At 68.0% G+C, this 6,402-nt stretch carries 7 protein-coding genes; all 7 read left to right on the forward strand.

Annotated features, from left to right (window positions below; genetic code table 11):
* On the forward strand, positions 1-390 hold a 390-nt coding region (locus tag WBA11_RS00330; RefSeq protein ID WP_424518744.1), incomplete at its 5' end, for a hypothetical protein.
* 89 nt (positions 391-479) lie between these two features.
* Positions 480-1,100, forward strand: a complete 621-nt coding sequence (locus WBA11_RS00335) for a hypothetical protein (protein ID WP_424518745.1) — start codon at positions 480-482, stop codon at positions 1,098-1,100.
* Between the two features lie 53 nt (positions 1,101-1,153).
* Positions 1,154-2,266, forward strand: a complete 1,113-nt coding sequence (prfB, locus tag WBA11_RS00340) for a peptide chain release factor 2 (RefSeq protein ID WP_424518746.1) — start codon at positions 1,154-1,156, stop codon at positions 2,264-2,266.
* A 2-nt stretch (positions 2,267-2,268) separates the two neighbouring features.
* A complete protein-coding gene (locus WBA11_RS00345) occupies positions 2,269-2,709 on the forward strand; it encodes a hypothetical protein (RefSeq protein WP_424518747.1) in 441 nt (146 codons plus the stop codon).
* Between the two features lie 61 nt (positions 2,710-2,770).
* Entirely contained in the window at positions 2,771-3,184 is a 414-nt protein-coding gene (locus WBA11_RS00350) for a hypothetical protein (RefSeq protein WP_424518748.1), read from the forward strand.
* Positions 3,185-3,255: 71 nt separating this feature from the next.
* Positions 3,256-4,872, forward strand: a complete 1,617-nt coding sequence (gene nadB, locus WBA11_RS00355; RefSeq protein WP_424518749.1) for an L-aspartate oxidase — start codon at positions 3,256-3,258, stop codon at positions 4,870-4,872.
* A 96-nt stretch (positions 4,873-4,968) separates the two neighbouring features.
* On the forward strand, positions 4,969-6,402 hold a 1,434-nt coding region (locus tag WBA11_RS00360), incomplete at its 3' end, for a cytochrome c3 family protein (RefSeq protein ID WP_424518750.1).

Genomic DNA, 6,402 nt, shown 5'->3' on the forward strand with positions numbered 1-6,402 from the left:
ACGAACCCGTCTGCATGGACGGTCGCGGCTACGCTCGAATCTGGTGGAGCAGCGTTCGGCGACCGTGTCTTCCACTCGAGCGGCCTGAAGCTCTTTGCACGTAGGCAAGTGGACGACGTGGTCACCGCGATCGACATCCAGGGAGATCCCGTCCTCGAGGACGACGCTCGGACGGTCACTGCGCTCGGAGCCGGGTTTGCCATGCGAGTCTCACTTCGAGTCGTCGGTCCGGTCCACGTCGGGACGGAAAGCGGCATAAGCCTTGAGCGACTGCGGCTGCAGGGTGGCAGCGTCCTCGAGGATGGGTACCGCGTCGTTACCCGAGACCGAGACCGTACGAAGTGGCGGCTCGGCGGACCCGCACGGCTGTACGTCTCGGTCCGTCTGTAACTCTCGCGCTCGGCCGTCCGTCAGGGTGCACACGCCCTCGAGGTCGGCAGCGCCCTCGAGGATTGGGAACCGTCCACCCTCTGCTCGCCATGACTCTCCGCATCGCGCTCCTGTCGCTCGCGCTCACAACCGGCGCCCACGCGCAGATCGTGTGGGGAGCGGACTCCTCCGAGGGGGACATCGCCGTGAGCGCCGGCAGCACCAACGACCTCAACATCGGCGTCCAGTACTGGATCGAGGACGGCGTGTCGTTCAGCGCGTGGTGGAGCGAGTCGGCCTTCGAGGACGTCGAGGACGGCAACGACTTCCTGCGCCTGACCGACCTCGAGGCCGACGCTCGAACGATCGCGGCGAGTCTCGAGACCGACTGGTTGGTGCTCGGGGATCGGTTCACGTACTCGTCCGGGATCCAAGCCTTCAACCAGCGGCAGGTGAACGACGTGGTCGTCGGCCTGAATTCGGGGGCCGGCGTTCCCGTGGTGGAGCGGGACATTCAGGTCTGGGGCGCGGGGCTGACGAACCGGCTCGACTTCCGGCTGTTTGGTCCCGTGCACATCGGTCACCAGGGCGGTCTGCTTAGCCTGCGGGTGGTCCGAACGCAGCAAGGACCCAACTCCGTCGGGGCCGATGACCTCGGCTTCGAAGACCGCTCGAGCACGCGGCTCAAGCTCGGAGGCCCCGGCCGCTTCTACGTCGGCGTCCGGTTCTAGCGACCTCGAGGGCGGAGGCCGGGCGCGTAGCTTGTCGGCCCCCCACGCCCGACATGTCCGACCTCTCCGACCGACTCGATTCCTTGGGCCGCGCGCTCGACCTCGAGGGCCGGCGCGCGCGTCTCGAGACGCTGCGAGCGAAGCGCCTGGAGCCCGGCTTCTGGGACGACCCCGAGACGGCCGCCGGCGTCGAGCAGGAGATCTCGGTCGAGAAGGACTGGGTCGAGGCCTACGATGCGCTCGCCGAGAAACGCGACGACGTCGCGACCTTGATCGAGATGCAGGCCGAGGCCGAGGACGCCGACCTCGAGGACGAGATCGGCCGCGAGACCGCCGCGTTCGAGACCGCCTTGGAGGCCTTCGAGCTGCGCGGGATGCTGGCCGGCCCCGACGACCGCCGGACGGCCATTCTGACCATCAACTCGGGCGCCGGCGGGACCGACGCCCAGGACTGGTCCGAGATGCTGCTTCGTATGTACACGCGCTACGCCGAGCGCAACGGCTACAGCGCGTCGCTTCTGGAGTACCAGGAAGCGGACGAGGCCGGAATCAAGAGCGCGTCGCTCCGCATCGAGGGCGCGTGGGCCTACGGCTACCTCCGGGCCGAGAGCGGTGTCCACCGACTCGTCCGCATCAGCCCGTTCGGCTCGGCCGACAAGCGCCAGACGTCGTTCGCGTCCGTCTTCGTCTACCCCGAGATCGACGACGCCATCGAGGTCGACATCAACCCGGCCGACCTCGAGTTGCAGACGTTCCGGTCGGGCGGTAAGGGCGGCCAGAACGTGAACAAGGTCGAGACCGGCGCGCGCTACGTCTGGACTGGCGAGCTGTCTAACGGCCAAGAAGAGCGCGTCGTGGCGGAGTCGACCGAACAACGGTCGCAGATGCAGAACCGCGACCGGGCGATGCAGATGCTCAAGTCGCGGATCTACGCGCTCGAACAAGCCATTCGCGAGGCGGCCAAGGACGCCGAGGAGGCGGGCAAGAAAAAGATCGAGTGGGGCAGCCAGATCCGGTCCTACGTCTTCCAGCCCTACACGATGGTCAACGACCACCGCACCGAGGTCAAGGTCGGCGACGTGCAGTCGGTCATGGACGGCGACCTCGAAGCCTTTATCAAGGCCTACCTCCTGCAAGAGACCGGCGCCTCCGTCGGCAGCGACTAGCCATGCGACTTCTCCTTCTCGCCTTCGCCCTCGGAGCCTGCTCGCCCACGAGTCAGACTGTGGAGCCCCCGCCGACAGTTGAGATCCCCGTCCTCGAGGACGAGCCCGTGGTTGCCGACGGACCGTTCGACGACCTCGAGGACTACCGGACCCTGCGCGCCGCTGCGGTCGCCGACCTCGAGGGCGCCATCGGGACGCCGTCCGCGAATGGGGCGCGGTCGTGCTTGGTGCTCCCCGTCGGCGTGAAGGCGTGCGGAGGGCCGTCGTCGTTCGTGGCCTACTCGACGGAGACGGCCGAGGTGCCGGTCTTGCTCGGCTTGGCAAAGCGGATCGCCGACCTCGATGACGCGGCGAACGCCCAGTTTCAACTGGCCTCCGATTGCTCCGTCCTCTTCGCGCCGCCGGCCGTCCTCGAGGACGGGATGTGCCGGCTAGGGGACTAGAGGTGGACTTGTGGGCTGTGAGCCCGGTCGTTAGGATGATGGCGTCCCACACCCGACGGCCATGCGTTCCTCGATCCTGCTGCTCTCGGTCCTGGTCGTCGCGCTGATCGCCGGGTGCGACTCAAGCGAGAGCGCGCTAAGCCGAGAAGAGCGCGAGGCCTTCGAGGACGAGATCCAAGCCGCCATTCTCGCCCTCGAGGCCGCCATCGGTGATGCTCGAGCCGACGATGTGTCCGCGTGCCGTCTCGCCGCGATCAGCACCGACGGGTGCGGCAACCCGTCGTCGTTCAGGGTCTATTCCGTGACGGACGGCGACACGCTCGAGATCCAACGCTTGGCCGCCCGGGCCGACAGCCTCAACAGCGCCTACAACCTCGCGCTCGGCACCGAGCCGCCGTGCGTGACGACCGAGCCTCCGCCGCTCGTCCTCGAGGAGGGACGGTGCCGGTTCGAACCTCAGATCGTCGTCAACTAACAACGCGTCGTCCTCGAGGACGGAATCGGTCTCGCGAACGGCGTTAACGTGTGGGAAACACCCCGCGGGACATGCGCGAACGGTTCGACTTCCTCGTCATCGGGTCCGGCGTCGCCGGGCTGTCGTTTGCACTCAGGGCCGCAGAGCACGGGACGGTCTGCGTCGTCACCAAGAAGGAGTCGGCGGAGAGCAACACGAACTACGCTCAGGGCGGCATCGCCGCCGTCATGGCGCCGACGGACGACGTCGAGGACCACGTCCAGGACACACTCGTCGCAGGCGCCGGGCTGTGTCACGAGGACGTGGTTCGAATGGTGGTGACCGAGGGGCCGGACCGAGTGCGCGACTTGATGGACCTGGGCGCTCAGTTCGACCGCGACCCAGAGGGCGATCTCCACCTGGGCCGTGAAGGCGGACACTCGGCGGACCGGATCGTCCACGCGACCGACATGACCGGGCGCGAAGTGGAGCGAGCGCTCCTAGCTGCCGTCCGGCGGAGCGAGACCATCACCGTCCTCGAGTACCACTTCGCGGTCAACCTGTTGACGGAGCACCACCTGGGCGTATCCGTCGAGGCCGGAGACGCCGTCTCGTGCTACGGCGCCTACGTCCTCGACTCGAAGGCGGGCGTCGTCAAGACCATCTTGGCCAAGTCGACGCTGCTCGCGGCCGGTGGGGCGGGTCAGGTGTATCAGCACACGACGAACCCTCAGGTGGCGACCGGCGACGGGATCGCGATGGCCTACCGCGCTCGGGCGGTCGTCGCGAACATGGAGTTCGTCCAGTTCCACCCGACGAGCCTTTACCTGCCCGGCGCCGACTTTGACGGCCGCTCGTTCTTGATCACCGAGGCCGTTCGGGGCGACGGCGGCTTGTTGACCAACCTGGGTGGCGAGCGCTTTATGCCGTCCTACGACGAGCGGGAAGAGCTCGCGCCGCGTGACGTCGTCGCCCGCGCCATCGACGATCAGCTCAAGAAGAGGGGAGAGGACCACGTCTGGCTCGACATCAGCCACAAGCCGTCCGACGCGGTCTTGAAGCACTTCCCGAACATCCAGGAAACGCTCCTGAAGCATGGCATCGACATGACACGGGACCCGATCCCAGTCGTGCCGGCTGCGCATTACACCTGCGGAGGAGTCGTCGTGGACCGCCACTCGCGGACCTCGATCACGGGTCTGTTCGCGTGCGGCGAGGTGACGTGCTCCGGCCTGCACGGAGCCAACCGGCTGGCCTCGAACTCGCTGCTGGAAGCGCTCGTCTACGCGGCGAACGCTGTCGACCCTGCCGTCGAGCACGCGGCGTCTTCGATGTGGCACGACGAGATCCCAGACTGGGACGAGTCGAACACCGAGCGCCCGAAAGAGTGGGTGTTGGTCCAGCACAACCGGGACGAGCTTCGCCGCGTGATGCAGGGCTACGTCGGGATCGTGAGGAGCCAGTTCCGCCTCGACCGCGCCGCGCGCCGGATCGAGCTGATCTACAGCGAGACGGAGGAGTTCTACCAGCGGACCAAGCTCTCGCCCGAGCTGTGTGAGCTGCGAAACCTGGCCGCCGTCGCCCACCTCATCGTCTCGTGCGCGCAGCGCCGGACGGAGAGCCGCGGGCTCCACTTTATGGCCGACTTCCCGGAGCCCGACCCCGCACAACTCCACGACACCCTATTTCTGGGCGGGGTAGCGACCTAGGAGGTCGGTTGACGCGGGCAGGTGGGAGCCGTCCTCGAGGCCGACCCATCAGGAGAACCTGTACAGACACGGCGTCGCATTTCCGTCCTCGAGGACGTGCTACGTTCCAGCATGGACCGCCGGACCGTCTACGTCATCGCTCTCGTCGCGGCCGTCGCCGGATGCGCGTCTGACCCCTCGCCAGTTGGCCACGTCGGCCTCGAGGCCGAGTACGTCGGCGTGGCGTCGTGCGCGACGTGCCACGGGGAGATCGCGGCGAGCTACGCGAGCCACGGGATGGCCGAGTCGATGGCGCCGTGGACGTCCGAGGTACGGATCGAGCCGTTATTGCAAACGCCGATTGTCGATCCCGTCACCGGCTTCGAGTACCGCGTCCTCGAGGTCGAGGGACAATTGGTTCAGGAAGAGAGGCAGGTCGATGCCGGCGGCCTCGAGGTCGCCCGGTTGGTCCGGCCGATGGACTGGATCGTCGGCAGCGGCGACGCGGCGCGGACGTACTTCGCAGGAAGGGGCGACGGCCTGACTCAGCTTCCGCTGACGTGGTACACCCAGACGGGCGAGTGGGACTGGAGTCCGGGGTACGAGGACGGCGTCAACCCGCGCTTCTCGAGGACGATGCCGGACGGCTGCATGTCGTGTCACAACGCCGTCCCGGAGCGCGTCACGGGCGTCGAGGGGGCGTTCGCAAGCATCCCCGAAGGCATCGGTTGCGAGCGGTGCCACGGGCCGGGCTCGGCCCACGTCGAGGCCCGCCTGGCGGACGACTCCGCTCTCGATGGGCCGGACCCGACCATCATCAACACCGCGTACCTCGACCTCGACCTGCGCTTGGACGCCTGTAGCCAATGCCACCTGCACGCCTCGATCGACGTGCTTCGCCAGGGCGAGACCGCCTACTCCTACCAGCCCGGCCGGCCGCTCTCGTCGCACGAAGGCCTCTTCGCGATCCCCGCCGACCTCGAGGCCGACGACGGAGTGGCGGTCGTGTCGCACGCGGCCCGGATGCAGGCGAGCGCGTGCTTCCAGGAATCCGTCGACACCGCCGCGCCGCTCGAGTGCACGACGTGTCACGACCCGCACCGGGGCTTCGAGGCCCGGCCTGCCGGCGCCCAAAGCGCCTCGTGCACGACGTGTCACGCGTCCGACCTCGAGGACGCCGTTCCGGCCGACCTGCGAGAGGTCCACGCCCTCGAGGTCGGCTGCGTCGGGTGTCACATGCCCAAGGTCGAGGCGTCGACGGCGCCGCACTCGTCGTTTACAGATCACTGGATCCGAGTCGTCGACGGCCCGGTCCGCGCGGTCCAGCCGGAGCTCGGTCGGAGCGGCGTCGTGGCGCCCCTCGAGGACGGCGACCGCGACGGCCTCGAGGGCGGACTCTACGAGGGCGTCGCGGCGATCACGTACGGCTCGCAGGCGTCAGACCCACAGGCGTTGGCCCAAGGTGCGCAGTTCGTTCAGATCGCCCTCGACCGGATCCCACAACCGGAGCGCTACCACGACGCCCGGTACCTGCTCGGCGTCGCCTTGCTG

Source organism: Rubrivirga sp. (genome assembly GCF_049648075.1).
Classification (GTDB): domain Bacteria; phylum Bacteroidota; class Rhodothermia; order Rhodothermales; family Rubricoccaceae; genus Rubrivirga.

What these genes read in the sequence shown, in the direction of transcription:
- WBA11_RS00335 (WP_424518745.1), top strand. Translation starts at nt 480, where the DNA reads ATGACTCTCCGCATCGCGCTCCTGTCGCTCGCGCTCACAACCGGCGCC.
- prfB (WP_424518746.1), top strand. Translation starts at nt 1,154, where the DNA reads ATGTCCGACCTCTCCGACCGACTCGATTCCTTGGGCCGCGCGCTCGAC.
- WBA11_RS00345 (WP_424518747.1), top strand. Translation starts at nt 2,269, where the DNA reads ATGCGACTTCTCCTTCTCGCCTTCGCCCTCGGAGCCTGCTCGCCCACG.
- WBA11_RS00350 (WP_424518748.1), top strand. Translation starts at nt 2,771, where the DNA reads ATGCGTTCCTCGATCCTGCTGCTCTCGGTCCTGGTCGTCGCGCTGATC.
- nadB (WP_424518749.1), top strand. Translation starts at nt 3,256, where the DNA reads ATGCGCGAACGGTTCGACTTCCTCGTCATCGGGTCCGGCGTCGCCGGG.